26 protein-coding genes are annotated in these 26437 nt (G+C 71.4%); 13 read left to right on the forward strand and 13 right to left on the reverse strand.

What is annotated here, in order from left to right:
- Position 1 precedes the first annotated feature (1 nt).
- Positions 2–724 carry a hypothetical protein gene (locus tag FVP77_RS01340; RefSeq protein WP_147892906.1) on the reverse strand — a complete coding sequence of 241 codons (723 nt, stop codon included), beginning with the start codon at positions 722–724 and terminating at the stop codon, positions 2–4.
- 165 nt (positions 725–889) lie between these two features.
- On the opposite strand from FVP77_RS01340, the gene FVP77_RS01345 reads away from it, so the two are divergent.
- Positions 890–1567: a hypothetical protein gene (locus tag FVP77_RS01345; protein WP_147892907.1), complete on the forward strand. Its 678-nt coding sequence runs from the start codon at positions 890–892 to the stop codon at positions 1565–1567.
- Here FVP77_RS01345 and FVP77_RS01350 read toward each other — a convergent pair.
- Positions 1531–2829 carry a nucleotide disphospho-sugar-binding domain-containing protein gene (locus FVP77_RS01350; RefSeq protein WP_147892908.1) on the reverse strand — a complete coding sequence of 433 codons (1299 nt, stop codon included), beginning with the start codon at positions 2827–2829 and terminating at the stop codon, positions 1531–1533. The genes FVP77_RS01345 and FVP77_RS01350 overlap by 37 nt on opposite strands.
- Positions 2826–4976 carry a glycosyltransferase gene (locus FVP77_RS01355; RefSeq protein WP_147892909.1) on the reverse strand — a complete coding sequence of 717 codons (2151 nt, stop codon included), beginning with the start codon at positions 4974–4976 and terminating at the stop codon, positions 2826–2828. Before FVP77_RS01355 ends, FVP77_RS01350 begins: the two co-directional genes overlap by 4 nt.
- 113 nt (positions 4977–5089) lie before the next feature.
- Here FVP77_RS01355 and FVP77_RS01360 point away from each other — a divergent pair, with 113 nt between their 5' ends.
- Positions 5090–6265 (forward strand): polysaccharide pyruvyl transferase family protein, encoded by a 1176-nt coding sequence (locus FVP77_RS01360; RefSeq protein ID WP_187266769.1) that lies wholly within the window; start codon positions 5090–5092, stop codon positions 6263–6265.
- A gap of 51 nt (positions 6266–6316) precedes the next feature.
- Positions 6317–6850 (forward strand): bifunctional nuclease family protein, encoded by a 534-nt coding sequence (locus tag FVP77_RS01365; RefSeq protein WP_246133927.1) that lies wholly within the window; start codon positions 6317–6319, stop codon positions 6848–6850.
- Between the two features lie 60 nt (positions 6851–6910).
- Here FVP77_RS01365 and FVP77_RS01370 read toward each other — a convergent pair whose 3' ends face one another.
- From FVP77_RS01370 to FVP77_RS01385, 4 genes are all read right to left on the reverse strand, one after another.
- Positions 6911–7639 carry a hypothetical protein gene (locus FVP77_RS01370; protein WP_147892911.1) on the reverse strand — a complete coding sequence of 243 codons (729 nt, stop codon included), beginning with the start codon at positions 7637–7639 and terminating at the stop codon, positions 6911–6913.
- A complete protein-coding gene (locus FVP77_RS01375; protein ID WP_147892912.1) occupies positions 7636–8532 on the reverse strand; it encodes an ABC transporter ATP-binding protein in 897 nt (298 codons plus the stop codon). The genes FVP77_RS01370 and FVP77_RS01375 overlap by 4 nt, the downstream gene beginning before the upstream one ends.
- A complete protein-coding gene (locus tag FVP77_RS01380; protein WP_147892913.1) occupies positions 8529–8891 on the reverse strand; it encodes a GntR family transcriptional regulator in 363 nt (120 codons plus the stop codon). Before FVP77_RS01380 ends, FVP77_RS01375 begins: the two co-directional genes overlap by 4 nt.
- Positions 8892–9010: 119 nt before the next feature.
- A complete protein-coding gene (locus FVP77_RS01385) occupies positions 9011–9310 on the reverse strand; it encodes a hypothetical protein (RefSeq protein ID WP_147892914.1) in 300 nt (99 codons plus the stop codon).
- A gap of 153 nt (positions 9311–9463) precedes the next feature.
- Between FVP77_RS01385 and FVP77_RS01390 the strand changes: the two genes are divergently transcribed.
- Positions 9464–10288, forward strand: coding sequence for a CPBP family intramembrane glutamic endopeptidase (locus FVP77_RS01390; protein WP_147892915.1), 825 nt, complete (start codon positions 9464–9466; stop codon positions 10286–10288).
- Between the two features lie 24 nt (positions 10289–10312).
- Here the strand turns inward: FVP77_RS01390 and FVP77_RS01395 are convergent, their stop codons facing one another.
- The gene (locus FVP77_RS01395; protein WP_147892916.1) at positions 10313–11362 is read right to left on the reverse strand and encodes an LLM class flavin-dependent oxidoreductase; all 1050 of its coding nucleotides are present in this window, start codon (positions 11360–11362) and stop codon (positions 10313–10315) included.
- A gap of 83 nt (positions 11363–11445) precedes the next feature.
- On the opposite strand from FVP77_RS01395, the gene FVP77_RS01400 reads away from it, so the two are divergent.
- Positions 11446–12399, forward strand: a complete 954-nt coding sequence (locus FVP77_RS01400; RefSeq protein WP_147892917.1) for an aldo/keto reductase — start codon at positions 11446–11448, stop codon at positions 12397–12399.
- Positions 12400–12419: 20 nt separating this feature from the next.
- Here the strand turns inward: FVP77_RS01400 and FVP77_RS01405 are convergent, their stop codons facing one another.
- The 3 genes from FVP77_RS01405 to FVP77_RS01415 are packed head-to-tail and all read right to left on the reverse strand — an operon-like array spanning position 12420 to position 15618.
- On the reverse strand, positions 12420–13745 hold the full coding sequence (locus tag FVP77_RS01405; RefSeq protein WP_222707685.1) for a glycosyltransferase family 2 protein: 1326 nt from the start codon (positions 13743–13745) through the stop codon (positions 12420–12422).
- Entirely contained in the window at positions 13742–14722 is a 981-nt protein-coding gene (locus FVP77_RS01410) for a glycosyltransferase (protein WP_187266770.1), read from the reverse strand. The genes FVP77_RS01405 and FVP77_RS01410 overlap by 4 nt, the downstream gene beginning before the upstream one ends.
- A complete protein-coding gene (locus tag FVP77_RS01415) occupies positions 14719–15618 on the reverse strand; it encodes a WcbI family polysaccharide biosynthesis putative acetyltransferase (RefSeq protein WP_147892919.1) in 900 nt (299 codons plus the stop codon). Before FVP77_RS01415 ends, FVP77_RS01410 begins: the two co-directional genes overlap by 4 nt.
- A gap of 237 nt (positions 15619–15855) precedes the next feature.
- Between FVP77_RS01415 and FVP77_RS16915 the strand changes: the two genes are divergently transcribed.
- The 4 genes from FVP77_RS16915 to FVP77_RS01435 are packed head-to-tail and all read left to right on the forward strand — an operon-like array spanning position 15856 to position 19770.
- Complete coding sequence (locus tag FVP77_RS16915) at positions 15856–16869, forward strand: glycosyltransferase (protein ID WP_246134043.1); 1014 nt, start codon at positions 15856–15858, stop codon at positions 16867–16869.
- Positions 16869–17984: a glycosyltransferase gene (locus FVP77_RS01425; protein ID WP_246134044.1), complete on the forward strand. Its 1116-nt coding sequence runs from the start codon at positions 16869–16871 to the stop codon at positions 17982–17984. The genes FVP77_RS16915 and FVP77_RS01425 overlap by 1 nt, the downstream gene beginning before the upstream one ends.
- Complete coding sequence (locus FVP77_RS01430; RefSeq protein ID WP_147892922.1) at positions 17981–18979, forward strand: hypothetical protein; 999 nt, start codon at positions 17981–17983, stop codon at positions 18977–18979. Before FVP77_RS01425 ends, FVP77_RS01430 begins: the two co-directional genes overlap by 4 nt.
- Entirely contained in the window at positions 18976–19770 is a 795-nt protein-coding gene (locus FVP77_RS01435; RefSeq protein WP_147892923.1) for a glycosyltransferase family 2 protein, read from the forward strand. Before FVP77_RS01430 ends, FVP77_RS01435 begins: the two co-directional genes overlap by 4 nt.
- 129 nt (positions 19771–19899) lie before the next feature.
- On the opposite strand, the gene FVP77_RS01440 is transcribed toward FVP77_RS01435, so the two are convergent.
- A complete protein-coding gene (locus tag FVP77_RS01440; protein WP_147892924.1) occupies positions 19900–20406 on the reverse strand; it encodes a 2'-5' RNA ligase family protein in 507 nt (168 codons plus the stop codon).
- A gap of 144 nt (positions 20407–20550) precedes the next feature.
- Positions 20551–21387, reverse strand: a complete 837-nt coding sequence (locus FVP77_RS01445) for an alpha/beta fold hydrolase (protein WP_147892925.1) — start codon at positions 21385–21387, stop codon at positions 20551–20553.
- A 271-nt stretch (positions 21388–21658) separates the two neighbouring features.
- Here FVP77_RS01445 and FVP77_RS01450 point away from each other — a divergent pair, with 271 nt between their 5' ends.
- From FVP77_RS01450 to FVP77_RS01465, 4 genes are read left to right on the forward strand one after another with little or no spacing between them, the layout of a single operon-like run.
- Complete coding sequence (locus FVP77_RS01450) at positions 21659–22168, forward strand: redoxin domain-containing protein (protein WP_222707686.1); 510 nt, start codon at positions 21659–21661, stop codon at positions 22166–22168.
- A gap of 13 nt (positions 22169–22181) precedes the next feature.
- Positions 22182–22718, forward strand: a complete 537-nt coding sequence (locus FVP77_RS01455) for a DsbA family protein (RefSeq protein ID WP_147892927.1) — start codon at positions 22182–22184, stop codon at positions 22716–22718.
- 3 nt (positions 22719–22721) lie between these two features.
- The gene (locus FVP77_RS01460) at positions 22722–23960 is read left to right on the forward strand and encodes an MFS transporter (RefSeq protein ID WP_246133928.1); all 1239 of its coding nucleotides are present in this window, start codon (positions 22722–22724) and stop codon (positions 23958–23960) included.
- Positions 23961–24018: 58 nt separating this feature from the next.
- Positions 24019–26340, forward strand: coding sequence for a helix-turn-helix domain-containing protein (locus FVP77_RS01465; RefSeq protein ID WP_187266772.1), 2322 nt, complete (start codon positions 24019–24021; stop codon positions 26338–26340).
- Positions 26341–26437 lie beyond the last annotated feature (97 nt).

A 26437-nucleotide genomic window follows, 5' to 3' on the forward strand; every position in this document is an offset into this window, starting at 1 on the left:
GTCAGGCCACGTAGGCGACGACGTTCTCGGAGAGGCGGACGGGGTCGCCGACGGCGGTGCCCTGCACGTCGCCCACGTAGACGGTCAAGCCTCCCACCCCGCTGAAACCGACGCTTCCGCGGCCCGTGGGGTTCTCCGAGCAGCCCGCACCAGAGAGCACGTCGGAGCCCGCGACCCGCACGAAGACGCAGACGCCGGCCACGTCGGCCGGTCGCGCGAGGAAGACGTCGTATCCGTTCAGTCGGGCGATGAACCGGGTGGACGACAGATCGATCGAGTCGGCCACGGAATCCTCGGGCGCCGCGGTGATGACGTCCTCCTCGGTCTGCGGCAGCAGGAGCTCGGAGAAGTCGTCGGGGGCGGCGGGAGTGGCGACGACGAGGCCGGCGGCGAAGGCGGCGCCGCCCACCACCGCGGCTGCGACCGTGGCCGAGACCACGGTGCGCCAGCGCGAGCGGTGCGGTGAGTGCTCGGCCGACGCCGGGGGTGTCGGCTCGGAGCCGGACGTGTCGTAGACGTGCTCGTCGCGCACGCCCCGAGTCGTCCGGCTGGACTGGCTGGACTCCGGGTCGGCGGGAACGGATGCGGCGTCGCTCAGCTCCCCCGGGTGGCCCTGGAATGCCGCTTCGAGCTCGTGCAGGCGTGCGATGTCGGCGTCGCTCGGGTGACCGCCGGTGCCGTAGACGCGCTCCCGCAGCCGTTGGAGTTCGTCGTCAGGCGTCATGCGACCAGTCTCGCGCAGCATCCGCTCTCGCGACCACACGGGTTCGGCACCAGCGCACGGCCTGCGCACGGGCCGCGGCCGTGTGCTCGGGCACAAGCCGTGTGCTGGACGATGGGCGCCCGACCACCGCGATCCCCACCCCGCGACCGCGACTACGCTGGTGCAGTGACCCGAGCGATCGTCGTGCTGCCGTGGCGCCCCGCGCCCTCCCGCATCCCCGCCTACGAGCGCGTGCGCGACTGGTACGCGATGCAGCTGCCGGAGCTCGAGGTCACCACGATCGACACCGACGACCATCCGTTCGTGCTCGCCGCCTGCCGCAACAAGGCGATGCGCGACGCAGCCGACGACACCGTCGTCGTCATCGGCGACGCCGACACCCTGCCCGAACCCGCCCCGCTGCGCGCCGCGATCGCGGCCGCACGGCACAGCGACCGCGTGCACCTGCCCTACGACGAGTACCGCTGGCTGGGCCGCCCGGGCTCCGCGCAGTTCGACGCCGGGGTGCCGCTCATCGACTGCGAGTACGAGCTGGTCCTCGGTGCCTGCTCGGGCGTCTACGTCGCGACCCCGCGCACGTGGGCCGCGCACGGCGGGCAGGACGAGAACTTCCGCGGGTGGGGATTCGAGGACGCCGCATGGTTCCTCGCGCACGAGACACTCCTCGGCGGTCCCCCCGTGCGGCACTCGGGCCGTGTCTACGCCCTCCACCACACCGGCGAGGTGCGCGCCGGGGCGCAGTACGACCTGAACGCCGCCCGCATGGAGCGATACCGCCAGGCGGCGGGCGACCCGACGGCGATGGCTCAGCTGGTCGCCGAGGTGCCGGTCAGCGCCGCATAGGCGATCGCAGGACCCGGCTGCTCGCGCTGCGCGCGTGCGATGTCGGCGAGGCTCGAAGATCCCGACCGCAGCACAGCGTCGATCGCCGCCGCGAGGTCGGCGGCATCCGCCCGGTTCGGGTCGAGGGCACGCCCGAGGCCGGTGCGCTCGATCGCCGCGGCGCCGGCGAACTGGTCGGTCGAGAAGGGCAGCACCACGAGCGGCACGCCCTGCCCGACGGCTTCGGTCACGGAGTTGTTGCCGCCGTGCGTGACTGCTGCCGCAGCGCGCCCCAGCAATCGCACCTGGGGGAGGAACCCGCGCACGAGCCAGTCCGAGGGGATCGGGCCCAGTGCCGCCGGCTCGGTGGCGCCCGTCGCGATCGCCGCGCGCAGCCCGAGGGTGCGCAGCGCCTCGGCCACCCGCGCGAGCACGTCGTCGCGCACCGACAGGAAGCTGCCGAAACTCACGTAGACGAACGGCTCGTCGTCGGCGAGCCAGCGCTCGACCTCGGGGTCGGCGGCTTCGTCGCGCCGCGTCGAGCCGAGGAAGGCGTGGGCCGGCAGCGCGCGTCCGTCGCCGTCCGCGAGCTCGGCGGGGTAGTTGTAGAGCACGAGGTCGCCGTGCGAGGCGAAGGCGTCGGGGATGTCGGATGCTGAGGGGTCGAGCTCTCTCGCCGCGGCATTCCACTGGTCGGTGAAGCGCCGCGAGACCTCGGTGCACAGCATCCGCAGGTCTTCGAGCTCGGAGGCGTCCGGCGCGAACGCGGTCGGCCAGGCGGGCGGGAAGCCGTAGACCTCGCCCGCGACCGGGAGGGCGCTCGGGTGCCCCAGCACCACGTCGGCGTACGCGATTCCCGCCGTCTGCAGCGCGAGACGCGCGCTGAAGGCCAGATGGTCGACGACGATCGCATCGGGGGCGACCTCGTCGATGACCTCGAGCGTGCGACGGGCGCGCCCGACGGGGTCCCACATCAGGTCGGTCAACCGCTCGCGGGCCTGGTAGGCGAGGGTGGGGACCATCCCGCGCCGGGTCGCGTCGAAGAATCCCTGGAGCGAGGCCGCTTCGTCCTTGGGCTGCTCGCCGGGGCGCATCACTCCGGCGTTCGAGCCGCGTCCGAGCGGCAGGTCGACGCGGCGCAGTCCGAACTCGTGCACGATCGGCTCGGTCGCGGGGCCGGTCGCCACGACCACGTCGTCGCCGGCGTCGCGCCAGGCCGTGCCGATCGTCGCGAGCGGCAGCAGGTGCGAGGCGTAGTCGGGCGTGATGACCAGAAGCGTCATGCGACCGGACCCGCGGCGCGCAGCAGCTCCGCCTCGGAGGCGGCGACGCTCCGGTAGACGGGGCCGAGGGCGGCGGCCATGCCCTGGATCGTGAAGCGCGCGGCGACCATGTCGTGGGCGCGCCGGGCGAGGCCGCCGTCGCCGCGGGCGGCGAGGTCGAGCGCGGCGGAGATCGCCGCGGTCAGCATCGCCGGATCCCAGGTCGCCGTGAGCACCCCGGTGAGCCCGTCCTCGACGTAGGTGGCGGGCCCGCCGGCGTCGGGGGCCACGACCGTGAGTCCGGTCGCCATGGCCTCCAGCAGCGCGATGCCGAACTCCTCCTTGAGGCTCGCGCAGACGTACACCCCGCGCGGCGCGATGATCTCGGGGATGCCGAACCGCACGGCCGCCAGCCAGCGGGCGGCGACGTCGTTCGGCTGGTGGCCGGCGAGCAGCAGGCCGGCCTCGGCGCGACGGTCGGGAGAGACGACGGCGTCGATGCGCTCGAGCTGCTCCCGCTCGTCGAGCGAGGGGTGCTCGAGGTCGCCGCCGATCACCAGCAGGTTCGCGCGCTCGGCCAGGGCGCTCGTCGCCCACGCCTCGACGAGCGTGGCCATGCCCTTCACGCGATGCAGACGCCCCACGGTCGCGATGATCGGCAGCCCCCGACGGTGCGCGGGGAGGGCCTCGATCAGGGCGTGCAGGTCGGCGAACCGATCGTCGCCCGCCGGGGCGACGGCGTGAGCGGATGCGTCGACCACCGCGCGATCGACGACCTCCAGGTCGACGCCCTCGGCGACGATGGTGTGCCGCTCCGGGTAGGAGGAGATGTCGATCCCGACGAGTTCGCGCATGTCGCGGGCGAGCTCGGGCCGGGGGAAGAGCACCGTGTGGGCGGCGTTCGCGGCGAGGTTCTGCACCAACCGGGTGCGGAACCAGAAGTGCTCGCGCAGATCTGTCCGACCGAACGTCGTGCGGGTGAGGTCACCCGAACGGTCGAGCGCCTGGATGATCGAGTGCGGGTCGGGCGCGACGGTGAACACCACCGGGATGCCGAGCTCGCGGGCGACGTCGACCGCGGCGAGGCTGCCGACATCGGCCATGCGCAGGTGCAGCACGTCGACGCGACCGGCGGCGCGCAGGAGTCGCCGGATGCCGCGACGCGCGGTGACCCGCAGCGGCCAGGCGGCGGCCGACGGAACCGCCGACGGTGCCAGCGGCACGTGCCCGTAGACATGGCCGGTGTCGCCGCCGACGGAGAGCAGGTCGGCCGCCGCGCGCGGCACGGCGCCGCGAGAGAGCGTGAGCACGCGATCGACGTGCGCGGCGGGATCGGCCACCAGCGCATCGCCGAGACGGACGAGCAGGGTGGCGATGCCGCCGTTGTCTCCGGCGCCGGCCGACGACAGGGTCGGGTCGATGTCGGCGTGGAGGAAGAGCTGCGCGACGGTGAGCGCGCCCTCCGTCTCGATGTTGCGCTGAGGCACCACCTGCAGGTCGATCACGGAGAGCCGTGCGACCTCGGCGAGGCGCCCCTCGCGCTCGATGAGATGCTCCAGGCGGTCGGCGATGTACCGAGCCCCTGTGCGCTGACCGAGGGCGGCCACCGCCGCGACACGGACGTCTTCGTGCTCGGCCTCGTCGAGTGCGATCTCGAGCAGTTGGCGCTCGGCGATCGACTGGCGGACGAGGCCGAGCGTCTCGACGAGACGCGTGCGCGCGGGGACGTCGGCCACGCCGAGGAGGGCGCTCTCGATCGCGACGGCGAGGGTCTCGCCGATGGCGCCCGACCAGTTCTCGAGCGTGGTCTGCGCGAGCATGCCGGTGAATCCGCCGTCGGCCACGAGCCCGAGAAGGCGCCCGACCGCGTCATAGCGGGGCAGGGTCTCGGCCAGGGCCCACGCGGCGTGCTCGCGGATGAACGGACGGTCGTCGGAGAGGAGGTTGCTCAGGCTCTTCGACGCCTGCTCGTCGAAGACGGCCGCCAGTGCATGGACGGCGGCGATCGCGACGACCTGGTCGTCGCCGGCCACGGCCCCGAGCAGGATGCGAAGCGTGCGCACTCCCGGATCTCGGCGCGCCTCGAAAGCGAGATCGTCGGCGAGGCGAATCGCGTCGATGATGCGAGGAGCGCCGGCGACGGCGTCGAGCGTGGTCTGGATGCCCATGTGCGGCTTCTTCTGTAGAGAGTGCCGCGATCGCGGTCGTTCGAATGGTAACCGGCGAACCTGACGCGCAAGTAGCGTGGAGAGGTTCTTCACATAGACCCGGAGGTTGTTGTATGTCCGTCATCGTCATCGGAGACATCGGCGTGATCGATGGGATGATGCACATCGGCGACGAGGCGATGTTCGAGGCTGCTGCGGCCGAGCTCGCCGCCCGGGGCGTCGACGTCGTCGGAGTGTCGTCCGTGCCCGACGAATCGGCCGAGCGGTACGGGGTGGGCACCGTTCCCCGCCTGGGCTTCGCCGGTCTCGATCGCGACGCTGCCGCCGCACGGTCGGAGCTGCTGGTGGCCGCCGCATCCGGTCGCGCCGCCCTGGCGGCCGACGACCCGGCGACCGCCGTCGTCGAGGCCGTGAGGGCGGCCAGCGGCGTGCTCGTGGCCGGCGGGGGCAACCTCGCCTCGCGGTGGCCGGTGCACATCCACGAGCGCGGCACCCTCGCCGCGATGGCGCGGAGCCTCGGTCTGCCGGTGGTCGTGAGCGGCCAGACGCTCGGCCCCGATCTCATCGAGACCGACGCCGCGGCGGTGCGCGAACTCTTGGGCACCGCGGCGCTCGCCGCCGTGCGCGAGCCGACCTCGGCCGCGCTGGCCGCGTCGTGGGGCGTGCCGGTGCGCCTGGGTGTCGACGATGCGTCGTTCCTCGGCGGCGACGGACCCGACGAGCGGTCGGGCATCGTGGTGAGCGTCTCGGGCTGGTTCGACCATCGTCCGCCGGCCGAGGTCGAAGCATCCCTCGCCCGTCTCATCGACCACGCCGCGGGCGTCGTCGGGGGTCCCGTGCGCTTCCACGCCCACTTCGGTCCGCTCGATCCGGCCGCCGAGCCGCGCGGCGACGCAGCCCTGCACGAGCGCATCCGCGCGCACCTCACTGTGCCGAGCGAGGTGGTGCCGACCGGCGACTCGCTGCACTCCGCCGCGCTCGCCCGCAGCGCCGCGCTCGTGATCACGAGCCGGTACCACCCGGCCGTCTTCGCCGCGCCGGCCGGCGTGCCGACGCTCGGTCTCGTCGCCGACGCCTACACGCAGATCAAGCTCAGCGGTGTGCTGGGCCACTGGGGCGAGCCCGCCACGGCCACGCTCGACGAACTCGACGCCCGCGCGCGCACCCTCGTCGACGATCTGGATGCTGCGCGTTCACGCATCCGCGACGAGACGGATGCACGGCGCCCCGCCCACCGCGCCGCGTACACGGCCTGGTGGGACGACGTCGCCGCCGTGCTCGCCCGCTGACTCCGTGGCGCCCTGAGCCCGAGCGCCCCACCCCTGGCGAACGGTCGTACGATGGCTGACAATCGCAGTTCGAGCGCGACGGGAGGCACCATGGTTCAGGTCAGGGTGATCGGCGTCGCGCGCGACACCGAGCAGCAGCACGTGATCCTGCTCAAACCCGTCGACGAAGCCGCCGCGGAGGGCCGCATGCTTCCGGTCTGGATCGGCGAGCAGGAGGCCACCGCGATCCTCGTGGCCGTGCAGGGTTCGATCACCCCCCGCCCCCTCGCGCACGATCTGATGGCGAGCATGCTGCATGAGCTCGAGGCCGAGGTCGAGCGCGTGGAGGTCACTCGCATCGAAGACGGCACGTACTTCGCCGAGATCACGCTGTTCACCCCTCACGGGCTCCGGGTGATCGACGCCCGGCCGTCCGATGCGATCGCGCTCGCGTCGCGCACGCACACGTCCATCTGGGTGGCCGACGAGGTGCTCGACGTCGCGGGCGTCGAAGACACGGTGTCGGAGCCGGCTGCCGACGAGCACGAGGTCGACGAGTTCCGCCGGTTCCTCGAGGGCGTCGACCCGGAGGACTTCAGCGACTGACGCGCTGTTCGTGCGGTGACGAGTCGGCCCGGAGAGGTGCGACGAGCCCCGCCTCGGGTTTCATCGCGCCGAGGCGCGGCGAAGGAAGGCGTACTGGCCGGCGACCGCCAATGCGATGGCGACGACCGCGGCCACCGCGAGCCACCACGGCTGGAACGCGTCGAAGACGGGTACGACCACGATGGCGACGATCCCCAGGGCGATGACGGCGGCGGCGGCGAGCACGGTGGGTCCGAGAGCGCCGAAACGCACCCAGGCGGCCGCCATGGCGCCGCCGACGGAGAGCACCAGCAGCGTGCCGAGGAACGCGGTGACGCTCAGCTGGAACGGGTCGCCCGAGCCGAGCACCACCACATCGGTCACGTAGATGTGGAAGAACCAGTGGCCCGTCGCCAGCTCCAGGCCCAGCAGCAGGAGCAGCAGCACCGTGACGTAGAGCGAGAGAGCGATGTGAGTCAGCACCGTCCCGGCGACGAAGGCCCGTCGCGTGCTGCCGAGGGACAGCGCGAGCGGGAAGGTCAGCGAGACGGTCTGCACGCCGATCCAGCCGAAGAATCCCGGGAGCGCCCAGATGGCGGCGGGGTTGTTGCGGCTGTTCGCGACCCATTCGGCGCTGCCGGGCTCGGAGCCGAGACGCCAGAAGACGACCGCGATGATCGCGGTGATCACGAAGACCACGAGCATGATGCCCGGAGGGGTGAGCAACAGCATGGCCCGCTGGACGAAGTGCAGTCGGAACACGTCGACAGGGCCGGAAGCGCGGGAGGGGGCGAGGGCGGTGGCGGTCATGCGTGCGTTCCTTCCAGGGATTCGGCCTCGACGCCGTAGGCCGCGACGAGGTCTTGCAGGGTCGCGGGGGAGACCTGCGCACCAGCGCGGGTCGCACGTTCCGTGATGGTGTCGGCGTCGGTCGCCTCGATGACCACCGAGCTGAGTCCGCCGACGGTCCGGCGCTGCAGCACACGATGCCCGGTGGCGAGGTCGTCGACGGCGGCGGTCAACCCGCTCAGGGTGATCGCGCTGCCGCGGAGCTCATCGGCGGCGGCTTCGCGCACCAGCCGGCCGCCGTCGACGATCACGACGTGCTCGAGCAGCGGTTCCATCTCATCGATCAGGTGGGTCGACACGATGATCGTGCGGGGGTGGTCGATGTAGTCCTGCATGAGGGCGTCGTAGAAGAAGCGGCGGGCCGTGGCATCCAACCCCAGGTACGGTTCGTCGAAGATCGTCACCGGGGCGCGGGACGCGAGCCCGAGCACGATGCCGAGCGACGACGTCTGACCTCGTGACATCTTCTTGACGGTGGTCTTGCGAGACAACCGGAACCCCGCGACGAGCTTCTCGGCGACGTCGGCGTCCCAGCCGGCGTGGAAGAGGGGCGCTACCTCGAGCAGGTGACGGAGCGTGAAGTCCTCCGGGTAGCGCTGGTTGTCGCGAACGAAGCTGATCGACGACATGATCGGGGCGCGCTCGAAGGGATCGGCGCCGAGCACCCTGACCGAGCCGGAGTCGGCGCGGTCGTGCCCCGCGATGATCGACATGAGCGTGGTCTTCCCCGCTCCGTTGCGACCGAGAAGTCCCGTGATGGCGTTGTGGGGGATGTCGACGGTGACGGAGTCGAGGGCTCGGACGCGGCCGAAGTGCCGGGAGACCTCCGACAAGCGGATGGCGGGCTGTGTCATGACGCGGACCCTTCGTGATCGATGATGCGGTGGACGTCTTCGAGGTCGAGGCCGAGCGAACGCGCCTCGGTGAGCAGGGGCGCGACGAACGCCGCCCGGAACGCCGCGGTGCGCTCGTCGCGCACTCGCTGGCGAGCGCCGGCGCTGACGAACATGCCGAGGCCGCGGCGCTTGTGCAGCACGTCGCGGTCGACGAGCACCCCGAGGCCCTTTCCCACCGTGGCGGGATTGATGCGGTGGAACGCCGCGAGCTCGTTCGTCGAGGGCACCTGCGTGCCCTCGGGGTACGTGCCGGCCAGGACGCCGTCGGCGATGCTCTCGGCGATCTGCTGGAAGATCGGCTTACCGTCGTCGAGCATGCCACCCCTTTGGTTCGTTACTTGAGTAATGAACCTACGAGGGTGGGCAGGCGATGTCAACTCCCGGCGGTGGGAGTGGAGCTGCCGGGGCAGAGCGGTCCGCGTTGTGCGGTCCTACGTCAGGGGTCGGCGAGGTACCCGGTGGCGGGGTCTATGCCGGCCAGGAAGTCGCGAATGGCGCGCGTGTGCCACTCCTCGCCGACCGGCGCGCCACCGCCCGACACGCTGAAGCCGTAGCCGTCGTTCGGTCCCGAAATCCAGTCGTAGTGGTGCGACCCGTCGCTGTCGCGTCGGCGCACGCCGAACGTCTCGCCGCCCACGACGACCGCGCCGAGATCGGTGTAGATGTCGGGGTCGGGTGACGCCGATGACGGGACGTACATCCGGACGTCGTCGGGAGGGCCTGCGTCGCTCGCCATGCGCCCGACCCTACCGACGGGTCGGGGTGCCGGCGGGAGACGTTCCTGCGCTGGGGGCTCGAACGGACGGTCGCGGCGTGTGGTCTATCGTCGGCCGGGCGAGACCCGTTACCTTCGTCGAACGCCAGATGCGCGGGCGCTCGGAGGTGCCTCATGATCGATCACGCCGGCCAGTCGGCCTGGACCCGTTTCTGGAACCGTGGTCGCTGGTGGAAGGCCGTCGTCCTCGCCGTCGCCTACCTCGTCCTCTACGAACTCGCGTCTCTCGCCTTCATCCCGCTCGTGCCGCTCGCGGGCGATTCGGGTTCCGCATCGTTCGTTCTCATCCTCTACGTCTTGCCGATCCTCGTCGGCGCACTCATCCTGGTCGTCTTCGGGGCGACGACCGGTTGGTTGCGTGGGCTCTTCGCACGACAGCCCCTCGGTGGGCGCGGATGGATGTGGATCGCGATCGCCGTGGTGCTCGTGTTCAACGTGCTTCACCTGCTGAGCATCGACTACAGCGCAGCCGGCATCGACTACGTGATGACCTGGCTTCTCGCCGGGCTGTTCATCGGATTCGCCGAGGAGGTGCTGACGCGCGGTTACGTCGTGCGGATCATGCGCGACGCGGGGCATCGTGAGATCGTCGTGGCACTCGTCTCGGCGGGGCTGTTCGCGCTTCTGCACTCGACCAACCTCCTCGGTGGTCAGGCTCTCGTTTCGACGCTCGTGCAGATCGTCTACACGTTCTTCTTCGGCATCCTGATGTACCTCGCCATGCGCGTCACGCGCACCCTGCTCGCGCCGGTGCTGTTGCATGCCAGCACCGATCCGAGCATATTCATGCACGCCCAGTACCCCGTCGAAGGCGCACTTGGATCGGTCGCCAACCTCGGCAACATCGTCGTGATCGTCGTCGGGCTCGTGCTCGTCTTCTTCATCCGCGGTCAGGTCGGCCGGAAGACGGACCCGACGTTCGGCGGTCCTGCCCGGTGACGAGGCCTGCTGCCGGGGCCCCGATCAGCTGACGGCCGCGGCCGCCTTCTCGGTGGTCGATGTCCAGCCGAGGGCGGGTGCGACGTACTTCGCGAACGACTCGACGATGCGGAGGTTGAACTCCACGCCCAGCTGCGAAGGGATCGTGAGCATGAGGGTGTCGGCGGTGCGGATCGCGGCGTCGTCCAGCAGCTGCTCGACGAGCACATCGGGCTCGGCCGCGTAGGTCTTGCCGAACGTCGAGCGGGTGCCGTCGATGATGCCCACCTGATCGCCGTCCTGGCGGCCGCCGAAGTACATGTGGTCCTCGGCCGTCGTGAGGGGGAAGATGCTGCGGCTCACCGACGTGCGGGGGGTGCCTGCGTGCCCGGCGTCGCGCCAGGCGGCGCGGAAAGCGTCGATCTGCTGCGCCTGCAGCTCATCGAAGGGCAGGCCGCGGTCCTCGGTCAGCAGGGTCGACGACATGAGGTTGACACCCATGCGCCCGGCCCATTCGGCGCTGTCGCGGTTGCCCGCACCCCACCAGACGCGCGACCTCAGGCCCGGCGACTGCGGCTCGATGGCCTGACGGCCCACGCCGCCCCCGAACGGGGAGTGCGGGTCGCGGTCGGCCAAGCCCTCGCCGTCGATCGCGCGAAGGAACGTGTCGAAGTGCTCGCGCGCGATGTCGGCGCCGCGCGGGTCGGTCGATCCGGTGTAGCCGAACGCCTCGTAACCGCGCACGACCGACTCGGGTGACCCACGGCTCACGCCGAGCGCGAGCCGTCCGTCGCTGATGAGGTCGACCGCGGCCGCCTCTTCGGCGAGGTACAGCGGGTTCTCGTAGCGCATGTCGATCACGCCGGTGCCCAGTTCGATGCGCTTCGTCTTGGCGGCGATCGCGGCGAGCAGCGGCATGGGAGACGCTTGCTGACGCGCGAAGTGGTGCACCCGGAAGTAGATGCCGTCGGCACCGAGCTCGTCCATGCCCTGGGCGAGGTCGATCGCCTGGTGCATCGAGTCACGGGCGGTGAGCTGGTGGCCCCCGCCGAGCGGGCCGTAGTGACCGAACGAGAGTGTGCCGAAACGTTCCATACCCGCGACAACAGTCGCCGTCGTCGGAGTATTCCGATGAATGGATGCTGGAATAGCCGCGCGTCCCGCGCGTTGACCCACACATGTCACGAATCGGTAACAGCGACCTCGACGTCCTTCCCCTCTCCCTCGGCGGCAACGTGTTCGGCTGGACGGCCGACCGCGACACCTCCTTCGCCGTCCTCGACGCGTTCCACGCGGGCGGCGGCGACTTCATCGACACCGCCGACGCGTACAGCGCGTGGGTGCCCGGCAACTCGGGTGGCGAGAGCGAGACCCTCATCGGCGAGTGGCTGGCCTCGCGCCGACCCGAGAACGTCGTCGTCGCCACGAAGGTCAGCCAGCACCCGCAGTTCCAGGGTCTGTCCGCGGCGAACGTCCGCGCCGCCGCCGAAGCCTCGCTCAAGCGCCTCGGCGTCGACACGATCGACCTTTACTACGCCCACTTCGACGACGAGAGCGTGCCGCTGGAGGAGACCGTCGCCGCGTTCGGCGACCTCGTGAAGGACGGGCTCGTGCGGTACACGGCCGTGTCGAACTACACCGGCCCCCGTATCCGAGAGTGGATCGGCTACGCGCAGGCCGCAGGGAGCGCCCTTCCCGTCGCGGTGCAGCCGCACTACAACCTCGTGCACCGCAACGAGGTCGAGGAGGGCGTGGTGCCCGTCGCAGAGGAGTTCGGCCTCGGACTCGTGCCGTACTCGGCGCTGGCGAGCGGCTTCCTCACCGGCAAGTACCGCTCGACCGACGCGACGGGCCAGTCGTCGCCCCGCGCTCAGGGCGCGGCGAAGTACGCCACCGCGCAGGGACTGAAGATCATCGATGCCCTCGAGGGCATCGGCAAGGCCCACGGCGTCTCGATCGCGTCGACCGCGCTCGCGTGGCTGCGCGCCCAGCCGACCGTCGTTGCGCCGATCGCCAGCGCCAGCCGCGTCGACCAGGTCGGCGGCCTCCTCGACAGCGCCCGCGTCGACCTGACCGCCGATGAGATCGGCGAACTCACCCGCCTGTCGGAGTGGAACCCCGACCAGGGTTGACCCCGCCGGGCCCGACCCCGCTAGCGCAGGTGGTCGGGCCCGCCCCAGCCGCCGACGTACGGCTCCACGCGCGGATGCGCCCGGAGTGCGAAGGCCTCGTCGATCGTGATCGAGCCGACGCGCACCGCCGCCTCGTCGCCCCACCGGGCGCGCCGCTCGCGCGAGCGGCGACTCACCGCGCGGGCGAGCACGTCGCCCTCGACCGAGACGATCTCCAGCTCGTCCTCGTCGGCGGTGCCGAGCGCGCGCAGACGTCCGGCCAGCCCGTCGTCGGCCGAGAGCACGATCGGACGCACCAGATCGACCTCGACGCGGGCGGCGGGTGAGGCGGGGTCGATCGACACGACGCGGGGGTCGGCGGCGTAGACCGGTGCCTCCGCCCCGTGCTCGAGCTCGACCCTGGCGCGCGGGAATGCCGCCAACAGCGCATCGACGCAGACGAACACGGCGGCGTCGTCGAAGCGTCCGCGGAGGCGGAACGCGATGTCGGCGACGGGGGAGAGCACTCCCGTTCCCCGCGAGCCGTCGACGGGGATCTTCTCGGCCAGCAGCAGCGTCTGCACGTTGCCCCGGCGCACGCGTTCCTCGTGGTCGGCCATCCGCCCCGCCCACTCCGGGCCGTCGTGCCACGCCACCGCGTCGGGCACGTGCGCGAAGATCGCCCCGATCTGCCATGCCCGGTGAGCCCACTCCCAGTCTTCACCGCCGTACTCGTCGAAGCTCTCGTCGAGCCCGCCGATCTCGTCGAAGAACCATCGGGTGCAGGCGAAGGCCGCCCCGATGACGTAGCGGTAGGAACGGTCGTCGGCGTCGAGCAGGTCGCGCGAGCGCTCGTATGCCTCGGCGAGCCAGGCGGGTTCCGGTAGACCGTTGGCCGGTCCGACCGTCTCGATCGGGGCATCGACGGGCTGCTCGGCGAGTTCGGCGTGGCGGCGTCGGCCCACCGTGACGGTCTCGGGGAGCAGAGCCGGAAGGCGCGTCATCCGCCGCACGTAGCCCGGCTCGGGCGACGTGTCGGCGTCGAGGAAGCACAGCACGTCGCCGGTGGCCCGCGTCACGCCGAGGTTGCGGACGGCCGCCGCGCGGAAGCCGCGATCCTCCTGACGGACGAGTTCCACGCCGGCGGGCACGTCGGGCGCCACCGCGGAGCCGTCGTCGGCGACGACCACCTGCATCCGATCGGCGGGATAGTCCTGGCGCGCGAGCGCGGAGAGCGTTCGGGCGAGCTCGCCGGGCTGCTCGAAGTACGTGACGACGACCGTGACCGTCGGCAACGGGTCGGGCGCCGCATCCGACATCAGGTCCCACCGATTGCCGGGCACCGTCGTGCCGAACGGCGGCCTCACCACGGGAGCCTCGCCCACCAGTCGAGGTAGGCCTCGGCCACGTCGCGGCGCCCGTGCGGCACCGTCGCCGTCGACAGCCAGGTGGATTCCGGATACTGCGCAGCACGGCCGACCGCCGAGGTCAGCGCGTCGGGGTCGGCGACCGTCACCGTGCCGGGACGCAACGCCGCCATCTCCGCGATGTAGCGGTTCGCGCTCGCCACGGGGCGGCGCCCGGCCGCGATCCACGAACCGAGCGAGCCCGAGGCCGAGACGTGGCGGTGGGCCACGACGGGAACGCCGGTCGTGCGGCAGCGCCGCAGCAGCTCGCCGTCGTCGAGATAGCCCGTCACCTCGACCGCGACTCCCTGGGACGCCGCTCCCCGCACGAAGGCCTCGAGGTCGGCGGCGTGGCCGTCCGAGGCGCGACCGAGGATCGACAGCGATGCGATCCCGGCACCGGCGGCCGCCCGCAGTGCTTCGTCGTGGCCCTTGCCCGGGTAGAAGAACCCGAGCACGCCGACGCTCGCATCGGTCGCGATGCGCTCTCCGCCGGCGGCGAGGTCGACCGGCAGCGGGATCACTCCCACGCGCTCCGGACGCACACCGTGCTCGCGGAGCAGCTCGGCCTCGTGCCGGCTGTTGACCACGACCCCCACCGCGCTCGCCGCCACGGCGCGGTAGCACGCGAGACGACGCGGCAAATTCCGCTCGCCGTCGGACGGTTGCGGCACGTCGTGCAACGTGACCGAGAGCGGATGCTGCGCGGCCAGCCGCGTCACGGTCGTCGCCGCGTCTTCGGGGGAGCCGGCCCACAGCCGATCGGTGAACTGCAGGTGCAGGGGAGCACCGACGGCGAGAGCCGCCAGCTCTCCGCGGAGCACCGACGGATCGGAGTACCCCGCTTCGGCGATCGCGTCGGCGACGTCGCGTGCGTAGGTTGCGACGCCGTGCTGATCGACGTCGTGCACCACGACCCGGGGGAGCGTCGTCGTCATCCGCGCCATCTCCGCAGCAACGGTGCGAGGCGGCCCACGGCGCGCTCGACGTAGATCGGGTGGTCGCGATACCAGGCGCCCTGCGCCTCGCGCACCTCGGCCGCCGCCACCCGCTCTCCCGCGGTCAGCCAGAAGTCGGTGGGCTCGTCGGCGAGGTCCCAGGCATCGGCGACCCACGCCTCCCGCGGTGCCTGCACGCCCGCCAGCAGCGGCCGACCGGGGTCGGTCGGCGAATCGCGGGAACCGAGCGCCTCGAGCACGCGCGCCCCGAGTCCGAGCCAGATCGGGTTGCCGGGGTGGTTGACCGTGCGCATGTGATCGAAGGTCGGTCGGGAGAACAGGTCGGATGCGACGACGTCGAGGTCGCTCTCGCGGCGGCGCAGCTCGGCCAGCGCGTCGTCGGCGACCGCGCGCACCGTGACGCGATCAAGCCGCTGCGCCAGCGGAAGACCGGCGGCGAGCGCCAGTTCACGCACGTCGAGGTAGTCGACGTAGGGCGGGAGCTCGGGCACCTCCGGCACGCGGAGCACCCACTGGAAGGGCTGCAGTCCGGTGTAACGGATGATGGGCACCGTTACCGCGCGTGCGCCGGCCGGCAGGAGCGCGCGGAGCTGCCGGGTGCCGAGGGGCAGATCGTGGTAGTCGTCGCGCACCGGCTGAGCGACGAGGAAGGACGCCCGCGCGATCAGACGGTGCAGGAGCGGCACGTCGCTCGGGGCGATCTCGTGCACGGGCGGTACCCGCACCGTGGGGGTGCCGGGCCCGTCGACGACGATCCGCAGCGACTCCGCCTGGCAGTTTCCGACGACGACTCCGGCGCCGTCCGGAGCGTCTCGGAGGCCGTAGAACTCGCCGTAATGGAGTCGCCGCCCCTCGTCATCGGAGGCTTGTACCACCGGGGTCGCCGATACCGCAACCGCCGGATGGGGAAGTGACGCCGGACTCATAGTGAGAAACGTATATCGTCGGAGTCGTCGCCTCCCTCGCCGAGGGATTGCGTTGCGAGGACTCCGCCCGTGCGGTAAGTCGCACGCGAGAGCTTCACAGCGAGGAGGACGACCATCGGTTCCCAGGCTCAGCCGTTCGTCCGCGTCGCCGCGGTTCCCGCGCAGCATCCGTACTCCCGGGCGATCATCGACACCGATCGGGTCGCCGTCCTCGCCGACCCGCCTCCGCCGGGCGCGAGTGCCGGGCAGTGGTGGCCCCCGCAGATCCTCGACGCCGGGTGGATTCGTCGGCACCGCGACGACTTCGACGTGCTGCACCTGCACTTCGGGGCGGAGTCGTACACGCCCGATCACGTGCTCGCCGCCGTCCGCGCCGCCCAGCAGGCCGGGAAGCCCGTGGTCTACACGGTGCACGACCTCGAGAACCCGCAGCTGACCGATCAGTCGGCGCACGTCCGCATGCTCGATGCGATCATCCCGGCCGTCGACGTCCTGGTGACCCTGACGCCCTCGGCCCGAGATGAGATCGCCGAGCGATGGGGACGCGAGGCCGTGGTCATCGCCCACCCCACGCTGTTGGAGACGGGCGCCGCCGCGACCGGGCGCCCGCGCCACGGTCGACGGATCGGCGTGCACCTGCGCGACCTGCGTCCGAACATCGACGCCGTCGGAGTGGTCACGACCCTGGTCCGCGCCGTGGCCGAGCTGCGCGCGGCCGGAGGCGACGTCGTCGGGATCGTTCGGCTCAACGAGAGCGTGCGCGACGAGGACACCGCCCGCATCCTCGAACACCTCGCCGGCGACGGCGTCGAGATCGTCCGCGCCGCGCGGCTCTCCGACGACGACCTCGCCGCGGCGCTCGCCGATCTCGACGCGTGCGTGCTCCCCTACGCCCACGGCACCCATTCGGGGTGGCTCGAGCTGTGCTACGACCTGGCCGTACCCGTGATCGGGCCGCGCGGCGGGCATTTCCGCGATCAGCATCCGTCCGACTACACCCGTTACGACATCGGCGACCCGCTCTCTCTCGCCGCCGCGATCGAGCACGCCACGCTTCCGGCATGGTCGGCTCCGGGTTCGACGGCACGCGCCGCCGAGGTGGCGGCGCGTGCTCTCGACCGGGCGGTGCAACGCATCGAGGTACGGGCGGCGCACACCGACCTGTACCGAGAACTGACGACGCACAGGTCCGCCGCGTGATGGGGCGGGCGCTCCGCGTCGCCGTCATCGCCCCGTCGCGGCATCCCATCCGCCAACCGCACCCCGGGGGCCTCGAGGCGTGCGTGTGGGAGCGCGTGCGGGGTCTGCGCGCGCGGGGCCACGACGTCACGCTCTGCGGGCCCGACGGGTCGGACTTCCTCGACGGTCCGCCCGAGTTCGTGCTGCCGCGTCCGCACTGGGCGAGCGACGAGGAGCCCTCCGACACCGCCTACCCGCGGGGCTATCTCGGTCGGATCGACGACGCGATGGAACGGGCCATGGGCCACCTCGCGCGCCACAGCGACCGGTTCGACGTGATCGACAACCACAGCCTCCACGGCGCGCCGATCGCGTGGCGCGATCGGGTGGGCATCCCGATGGTCACGACCCTCCACACGCCTCCGCTTCCCGACATGATCGCCGCGGCGCGATCGACGACCGGCGCCGAGCACCGGTTCCTCGCCGTCAGCCGGCACACCGCCCGGGAGTGGGACGCCGCCGGGGTCGAGTCGATGGTCTTCCCCAACGGCGTCGACACCGATCGGTGGACGGCGGGACCCGGCGGCGACCGATGGGTGTGGTTCGGGCGCATCGTGCCCGAGAAGGCGCCCCACCTCGCGATCGACGCTGCTCTCCTCGCCGGCAAACGCATCGTACTGGCCGGCCGTGTCGGCGACGCAGAGTACTTCGAGACGGAGGTGCGGCCCCGCCTGGGTGCGCAGGCCCGCTACGTCGGGGCTCTCCGGCAGAGCGCCCTCGCCCGGCTCGTCGGCCGAAGCGCCGTCGCGCTCGTCACCCCGATGTGGGACGAACCGTTCGGCCTCGTGCTCGCCGAGACCCTCGCCACCGGCACTCCGCTGGCCGCGTTCGACGCCGGCGGCGTGCGCGAGGTGGTCGCCGCGGCACCCGGGGCGATGGTCGTCTCACGGGGAGACATCGACTCGCTCGCGCTGGCCGCTGCGGAGCTCGCCGAGCGGTCGGCCCTCGAACCGGGCCTGCGGGTGCAGATCCGGGCGGCCGCGGTCGCGCAGTTCTCCCTCGAACGGCGCCATGCCCAGCTCGAGGGGCTGCTCGCCTCGGTGGCCGTGGGCGCCCAGCGTCTCGAGGTCGCGTGAGCGGAGTCGGCTGGTACGTGCACCATCACGGGCGCGGCCACCTCACGAGATTCGAGGCCGTGCGTCCGCACCTCCCCGGTCCGGTCGTCGCGTTCTCCTCGCTCGACGCGCCGTCCGACCTCGCGCCCGACACGCGGTGGGTCGTCCTGCCCCGCGACGACGCCTCCTACGTCCGCGACGGCGTGAGCGTCGAACCTCGGTCGTCCGACCCGACGGCGGGGGGCCTGCTGCACTGGGCGCCGCTCGGCCACCCGGGGCACCGGCAGAGGCTCGCGGCGATCGCCGCAGCATCCGTCGATCTCGACGCGTTCGTGGTCGACGTCTCGGTCGAGGTGGCGCTGTTCGTCCGGCTGCTGGGTCTTCCGACCGTCGTCGTGACGCAGCCCGGAGACCGCACGGACGGGGTGCATTCCCTCGCGTATCGCGTGGCGGACCGCATCCTCGCGCCGTGGCCCGAGGGGGCGGTGCCGTCGGTCGCCCTCGACGAGGCGCGCGACCGCGTCGCGTGGGTGGGCGGTGTTTCACGGTTCGCCGGGCGCCCCCGCACCGTCGCGCGCGAGCCGCGGTCGGTGCTGGTGCTCGGTGCCGCGCTCGTCGGCGGGGCGCTCGAGCAGGCGCGCGCCGAGGCCACGGAGGCCGGGTGGACGTTCCGCACCGTCGGAGCGGATGCTGCGCAGTGGAGCGCCGACCCCTGGGACGCCCTGTGTGCGGCCGAGGTCGTCGTCAGTGCGGCAGGTCAGAACAGCGTGGCCGACCTGGCTGCCGCCCGCGCACGCGCCGTGGTCATCGCGCAGGAGCGCCCGTTCGACGAGCAGGCGGCGACCGCCGCGGAGCTCGACCGCACGGGACTCGCCGTGGTGTCGCACGTGCCGGAGCCCGGCGGATTCGTCGCGCTGCTCGACCGGGCGTGCACGCTCGAGCCGCGGTGGGAACGGTGGCGCACCGATGGCGCGCCCGAGCGCGCCGCGGCCGTGATCGCGTCGGTGATGCGGTGACCACCGCGGTGCTGACCGTGGCCTCGCGAGCGAGGGCGGCGCACGTCGACCGCCAGCGCGCGTTCCTCGCGCAGCTCGAGCGCCCCGACGTGCTGCGGGCGGAGGCCTGGCTCGACCCCGAACCCCCGACCGGCGACGGCATCCTCGTGCACGTCCCGCCGGGGGAGTTCGGTCTGCGCGTGGGCGAGGGGCGCAACGCCGCCGCCGCCGCGGCGATCGCCGGCGGTGCCGACCTGCTGATCTTCCTCGACGCCGACTGCCTCCCCGGCCCCGGTCTGATCGAGCGCTACGAAGCGGTGGCTCGCGAGTCCGGCCTCTACGCCGGACCCGTGACGTACCTGGCCGAGGGCAGCATGCCCGAAGACCTCCGCTCGCTCGAAGCTCTGACGCGGCCGCACGCGGCGCGACCGTGGCCGGCCGATGCTGAGGTGCTCCGCGCAGACCCGGCGGCCTACGACCTGTTCTGGTCGCTGTCGTTCGCCGTGTCGGTGTCGACCTGGGAGGAGATCGGAGGCTTCTCCGAGGCGTTCCAGGGATACGGCGCCGAAGACACCGACTTCGCCTGGCGCGCGCGCGAGATGAACGTGCCGCTGCTCTGGGTGGGGGGCGCGCACGCCTACCACCAGTGGCATCCGACCTCCGATCCGCCCTGGCAGCACCTCGACGACATCCTGCGAAACGGCGCCGCCTTCGCCCGCCGCTGGGGTCGGTGGCCGATGAGCGGCTGGCTGGAGAAGTTCGAGCGCGCCGGCGCGATCACCCGCGACGGCGAGGGTTGGCGCCGCGTCTGACGAGCGGTCGCGGGCTGAGCCGCAGCATCCGATCAACACTGTCGCGTGCGAATCACCGCACCGATGCGGCGCGGATGGTGACTCGGGCGGTTGCGTGGTGATTCAGCACTCGATCGCCGTGCGCCCGCCTCACGACATGTCGGTGACGGTGGCGGATGCGGCGTCCCATCGCCGGAGCGACAGCCCGGATCCGACGTGGGGCCCGCCGAGCAGGGCGAGCGCCTCGGGAAGCGTCTCGAGCCGCAGCCGGCGCGCGAGGGTGACGTGCGGGGTCCATTCGCCGGGCGCGGTGTGCGCCGCATCCGTTCCCGGTCCTGCCGCGGCATGGACGGCGGTGTGGAGGGCGACGAGCTCATCGCTGGGCTCGACCCGCCACGCGAGGACTCCGCGGTCGCCGTGGCCGAAGACCACCGGTTCGGCGAGGGCTAGAGCGACGGGCAGCCGGGCGATGGCGTCGGGGAAGGCGGACGCCGCGAGCTCGGGGCGCACGAGCAGCGTGACGTGCGGGCGGTTCGTGGGGGAGCGGTAGGCGCCGAGGCTCGACATGCCCGCCGCGGCGAGGCTCTGCCAGTCGGCGCGCACCCGAGCCTCGGTGTCGGGGTCGAGGAGCAGCTCGATGCTGACGACGTCGCTCATGTCTTCAGCGACAGTACCGCCGCCCGGCTGCGCCCGCGCTCCGCGCCGATCACCGACACACGCGGATCGGCCGAGACACCGCGCCTGGCGTGATGTCTCGGCCGAAAATGGTGTCTCGGGCCCGACCGGCGGAAGGCGCAGCGGCTACTGCTGGATGAACGCGAGGATGTCGGGGTTGATGACGTCGGCGTGGACCGTGAGCATCCCGTGCGGGTAGCCCTCGTAGATCTTCAGGGTGGAGTTGCTGAGGAGCTCGTGCTGCTTCAGCGATGCGTCCTTGTAGGGCACGACCTGGTCGTCGTCGCCCTGCGTCACCAGGACGGGGACGGAGATCGCCTTCAGATCCTCGGTCTGGTCGGTCTCGGAGAACGCCTTGATGCCTTCGTAGTGCGCGAGCGCGCTGCCCATCATGCCCTGGCGCCACCAGTTGGCGACGACGGGCTCGGAGACATCGACGCCGGGACGGTTGAAACCGTAGAACGGACCGGAGGCGACCGCCTGGTAGAACTCGGCGCGGTTGGCGGCCAGCGCGCTGCGGAACCCGTCGAAGACCGACACGGGCGTGCCCTCCGGGTTGGCGTCGGTCTGCACCATGAGCGGGGGGACCGACGAGACGAGGACGGCCTTCGCGACGCGTCCCTGCGGCTCCCCGTACTGCGCGACGTAGCGGGCGACCTGGCCGCCCCCGGTCGAGTGTCCGATGTGGACGGCGTTGCGCAGATCGAGGTGCTCGACGACGGCATTCGCGTCGCTGGCGTAGTGATCCATGTCGTGACCCGTACCGATCTGGGACGACCGTCCGTGGCCCCGTCGGTCGCTGGCGACGACCCGGAAACCCTTGCCCAGGAAGAAGAGCATCTGAGCGTCCCAGTCATCCGCCGACAGCGGCCAGCCGTGGTGGAACATGATGGGCTGGGCATCACGAGGGCCCCAGTCCTTGTAGTAGATCTCCGCGCCATCTTCCGTGGTCACAAACGACATGGTCAATCCTCCAGGTTCGTTACATTCCGAGCGTCTCTCGGGACGACTGTGGGACGATCCCGGCCGCTGATCCAGCCGGAAGCGCGTTCACGATAACGCCCGGTGCTCCCGGCGCCGCTCCTACTTTTGTTCAGACTCCCGCGGCCGTTTCCGGCGACGCCGCCCGATGCTGCACGTCTGCGGAGTTTCCGACATCTGTCCTGTGCCCGGGCGAGCGCCGGCCCGTAGCGTCTGGCCCACGAGTGCCGCAGCGAACCGAGGAGGAGCACGCGTGAACGGCTACGTCGAACACCACCCGAAGGACATCCTCGGCGCGGGCGCGACGGCCCCGGACTTCGCCCTGCACCGCTCTCCGGAGGAGACGATCCGTTTGTCGACGCTCCGCGGCAAGCCGGTGGTTCTTGTGTTCTACCCGGCCGACTGGAGCGCCGTGTGCGGTGACGAGCTCAACGTCTTCAACGAAGCCGAATCGCTCCTGGCGGCCGCCGACGCGGAGGTCCTCGGGATCTCCGTCGACGGCGTCTGGTGCCACCGGGCATTCGTCGCCGATCGCGGATTCCGCTTCGCTCTCCTCAGCGATTTCGAGCCGAAAGGTGAGGTCTCCGCGCGCTACGGCGCATACGACTTCCACGCCGGTACGAGCAGGCGAGCGCTGTTCGTCATCGACGAGTCAGGCCTCATCGCGTGGAGTCATCTGTCGCCCGTCGACGTGAACCCCGGGGTGGACGGCGTCCTCGACGCGCTCGATGCCCTGAAATCCCCTGCCGTTTCCCGCGATTGAGAGTGGATCTGCCATGTCACACCTTCGAATACCGGTCTCCGACCAGGACCACAGCATCGGCCCGGTGGACGCACCGGTGACGCTCGTCGAGTACGGCGACTACCAGTGCCCCTATTGCGGCGAGGCATTCCCCGTCGTGAAGCAGATCCTGGAGCGGTACGACGGCGAGATCCGCTTCGTCTTCCGCAACTTCCCCATCCAGGAGATCCACCCCGAGGCGGTCGACGCCGCTTTCGTCGCCGAGTTCGCAGCGGATCACGGCGATTTCTGGCGAGCCCATGACCTGCTCTACGAGAACCAGTCCGAGCTCGGCCCTCAGCTCTACCAGCAGATCTGCGACACGCTCGGCCTCAGCGTCGCCGATCTCCAGAAGGCTGCGAAGGAGAGCACTTACTCCGCTCGGATCCGGGCGGACGAGGAGGGCGGCATCCGCAGCGGGGTGAACGGCACGCCCACCTTCTTCCTCAACGGTGCCATCGTCGAAGCCGGAACGGGCGGACTCGCGGACGCGGTGCGGTCCGCGCTCGCCGACCCGAGACGGAGATCCTGACCCGTGGCGCAGCGCGTCACCCCCCTCGGGCTACCGCAGATCTCCCACGGGGCGGGGTTCTGGGTCGTCGCGACCGCATTCCTCGCGGTGATGGCCTACGCGACCGTCCCGACCCCGCTCTACCCGCTGTACCAGGAGCTCGACGGCTTCCCCGTCGCCGTCATCACCCTGATCTTCGCCGCGTTCGCAGTCGGCGTGGTGATCAGCCTGTTCCTCCTCGGCCACGTCAGCGACTGGATGGGGCGACGAAGGATGCTGAGCGTCGCCATCCTGGTCGCGGCCCTCTCGGCCGTCCTGTTCCTGCTCTGGACGGAGGTCCCCGGGCTTCTCGTCGCCCGCCTTGTCAATGGAGCGAGCGTGGGGATCCTCACCGCCACGGCCACCGCGCATCTCGGGGAACTGCGCGCACGGGCTCGACCCACGGAGAGCGTCATCGTGGCCGCATCCGTGGCCGGCGCCGCCAACCTCGGCGGCCTCGCGCTCGGGCCGCTCATCGGCGGAATGTTCGCGGAGTTCCTCCCCGACCCTCTGGTTCTGCCGCACGCCGTGTTCCTCGTCGTGCTGATCGCCGCCGCCATCGCGGTCACGTGCGTGCCGGAGACCGTGTCGCCGCCGGAGGAGCCGCGGCCCTACCGACCGCAGCGGATAGCCGCCCCGCCGCACTCGAGAATCGCATTCGTCGCCGCCGGGTTCGGTGCGTTCGCGGGGTTCGCCCTGTTCGGTCTGTTCACCTCTCTGGCCCCGACGATCCTCATCGGCACGTTCGACGAACGCGACCACCTTCTCGCCGGAGTGACGGCGTTCTCGGTCTTCGGGGCCGCGGCCGCAGGACAGGTGGTCCTGGCCCGGGTGCCGCTGCGCATCCAGCTCTCGATCGCGGCCGTCTGCTGCGCGGTAGGCCTCGCCGCCGTCGCCGCCGGCGCCTTCGCGCCCTCGCTCGCCGTCTTCCTCGGGGGTGGGATCGTCTCCGGCGTGGGTGTCGGCGTCCTGTTCAAGGCCGCCGTCACCACCGCCTCGGGGCTGGCCGAACCCGGTCGTCGCGGCGAGACGCTGGCGCTCATCTTTTTGATCGCCTACTGCGGGCTGGCTGTTCCCGTCCTGGCCATCGGAGCGATCCTCACCGTCGTTCCTCAGAGCACCGTGCTCCTCGTCTTCGCCACCATCGTGCTGGTGGCCACCGTCTCCGCGGCGCTGGTGATGCGCCGTGCGCCCGTCGCAGCGGCTCCGAGCCGTTCGGTGTGAGACGTCGAGTGAGCGACGGCATGAACCTGCCAGACTGACCGCATCGAAAGGGGACGCCGTGACCGAGCCGTCACCGTTCGGGTTGCTCCTCCGGTCGCTCCGGGTGGGGCAGAACCTGACGCTTGAATCGCTCTCGGCGCGTTCCGGTGTCAGCGTGCGAACGATCGGCGACCTCGAGCGAGGCGCGAGCACATCGCCGCAGCGGCGCACCGTCGACGCCCTGGCGGACGGGCTGGGACTGGACGTCGCCGCTCAGCACGCGTTCCTGCGAGCCGCGCGCGCACGGGTGCGCACCGCGGATCCGTCCGAAGCTCCCGGCGCGGTGCCACCCCATCGGGTGTTCGACTTCTCCGGCCGTGACCGTGAGATCAGCGAAGCCCTCGACATCCTCGAGGGGGAGCTGGAACCCGGGCAGCAACGCCCGGCGCTCGTCATCAGCGGCGCTCCCGGCATCGGCAAGACGACCGGCGCCGTTGAGATCCTCGCTCGAGGCCGCTCCGCCGAGCGCCCCACCGTGTTCGTCGGATTGGACGGGTTCAACGCGTCTCCGCTGACGCCCTTGCAGATCATGACCGCGATGCTCCGGCAGCTCCCCGGCACGGAGCAGAAGCCGCCGGCCGACCTCGGGACCGCTGCGGATCAATGGCGAGCCGCCGTCGAGATCGCTCCTGTCCGCGTCCTGCTCGACAACGCGGCGAACGAGAGTCAGGTCCGCCCCATCCTCTCGATCTGCAGCGGTGACGTCATCGTGGTGACGTCGCGTCGCAGCCTCGCCGGGCTCGAGGGGGTACGCCGACTGCGGTTGGGACCGCTGCAGCGTGATGAGAGCATCGCCCTGCTTCGTCGTCTCATCCCCCAGGCAGACGCCGATCTCGATGCCCTGGACGAAGTCGCCGGCCTCTGCGACGACGTTCCTCTCGCTCTCCGCGTGGTCGGCAGCCGTGTCGCCAGCCGCCCCGCGTGGAACGTCGACGACCTGCTGCGTCGACTGCGGAAGACCGAGGATCGACTGCGCGTGCTGGTCGCTGGAGATCTGGCGGTGGAAGCCGCGATATCCCTCTCGTACGAAGAACTCGACCCGCGCACCGCCGCGCTGTTCCGATGGATCTCCCTCATCGGCGGCAAGACGTTCGACGCCCACCTGGCGGCCGCGGCGGTGCGCTCCACGGAGCACGGCGAAGTGGAGTTCCGCCTGGACGACCTGACGGATCTCGGACTGCTCGAAGCACGCGGCGGTGACCGCTACCGCCTCCACGACCTGATGCGCCTGTTCGGGGGGAACAAGCTTCGAGAGACCGTCGGCCCGGACGAGCTCGAGAGGCGCCGGGCACACATCCGTTCGTGGCTCCTCGGGAGCCTGGAGCGAGCCGGCGCCTGGTACGAGCCGGGCAGGGACGCGCAGTCCGCGGGCCGCGCGGGGCGCGGGTTCGTCAGCGCGGATGCCGCGGCGCTGTGGATTCGCGCCGAGGCCGAGCACTGGTGGCTCGCGTATGCGGAGGCGGCCGGACTGGGCGAGGACGAGACGGTCGTCGACGTCGCGGATGCGTTGCACTGGTACTCCGACGTCTGGCTCTCCTGGGGCAATTGGCATCGGTTCTTCTCTCTCGCTGTCACCGCCGCAACGAACCTCGGCGACCCGAAGATGGAGGCGACACACCTCGGATACCTCGCGTGGGCCGAGATCGTCGAGACCGGCGACCGCGAACGCGCCGTGCTGACCGCTCGAGCGGCACGGGATGCTGCGCGACGGGCAGACGACCCCGCCCAGGAGGGGTGGGCGAACTATTACGTCGGTTGGGCGTGCTGGTTGCTCAGCCGCGTCGTGGAGGCCGCGGCGGCAGCCGCAGACGCGATCGACGCGTTCTCTCGAGCGGGCGAAACGGTCGGGGTGGAGAACGCGCGCCTTCTGTCGACGATGATCAGGAACACTCGAGGCGAGCACCTCGCCGCGATCGACCAGATGGAAGCCACCCTCGCGCGTGTCCAAGGCGCCCCCGACGCCGACAGCTTTCTCAACCTCATCACCCAGTACGCCGCGTACCTCGACCTCGTCGACGCGTACCTCGCCGTCGGTCGCAATCTCGATGCGATCCGAGCCGGCGCGGTCGGCATCCGCGTCGCCCGCTTGCTGAACGATGACATGAGGGTCGCCCTGATGATGCGCCGCCACATTCGTGCGCTCATCGAAGCGGGAGATTCGGAAGCGGCGATGGTCGAGGTCGATGAAGCGTTGCGGCTCCTCGGTCCGGGCAGCAGCGAGGCCTTCATCTTCGCCCGGTTCCGGGCGGAGATCGCAGAAGTCCGTGCGGGCACGAGGTTGCGCCCGAACCCCGACCCCCGGCATGCGGTGGGTCACAGCGGAAGCGCGTCGCCCAGCTGACGCCCGTATCGGGCGATGGATCGTGCCACGGGGAGGCGATCCCGGTTGTACGTGGCCAGCGCGTCCCTCAGGGAGGGCTCCGTGTGGAGAAGGTCCG

Origin of the sequence: Microbacterium hatanonis (genome assembly GCF_008017415.1) — a bacterium.
Lineage (GTDB): Bacteria > Actinomycetota > Actinomycetes > Actinomycetales > Microbacteriaceae > Microbacterium > Microbacterium hatanonis.